The organism is Staphylococcus hominis subsp. hominis, assembly GCF_002901845.1.
GTDB classification, from domain to species: Bacteria; Bacillota; Bacilli; order Staphylococcales; family Staphylococcaceae; genus Staphylococcus; species Staphylococcus hominis.
The window spans coordinates 1-467 of record NZ_PPQE01000009.1 but is presented as its reverse complement, the minus strand read 5'-3'; the positions used below and the strand labels follow the sequence as shown (position 1 = coordinate 467).

Sequence of the window (467 nt, the reverse complement as noted above, 5' to 3'; positions counted from 1 at the left end):
CAAGACGTCCTTTAATAATTCTATTGATACATATTACTTATTAGAAGATATGGAGATCGAAATACTTCATGTTCTTAAACGGTTTAAAGCTATGCTTATTCAAAAAAATGAAACCGTTGAAGCCATGCAAGGGTATCTTATGAAATCTCTTAAATCGGAATTTGCAGAAATGCATACACTTAATAAGCGACGCGATAATTTACCAATAACTTCTTTATTTAATCAATAATGTAACTTAGTAAGCGAATGAGAGAACATCTTTATATAGGTGTTCTCTTTTTTTATTTACAAGTGGTTGCTAAGGCAACCACCTAGATCAAACAAAAGTAAGGGAGGGGATAACAAAATAACATCCACACAATGTCACAACATAGCATGCTGCTATTAAAGAAAGGAGGAAGACTTATGAGTAATAAGAAAAAGATTAAAGTTACTTTGGCAATGATTAATGTTCTTTTAACTGCAGT

General features: G+C 31.5%; 1 pseudogene. It reads left to right on the top strand.

Annotation, left to right across the window (positions count from 1 at the left end):
- Nucleotides 1-229, top strand: a pseudogene (locus tag CD034_RS01050) (replication initiator protein A); the annotation flags it as partial.
- Nucleotides 230-467: the final 238 nt, after the last annotated feature.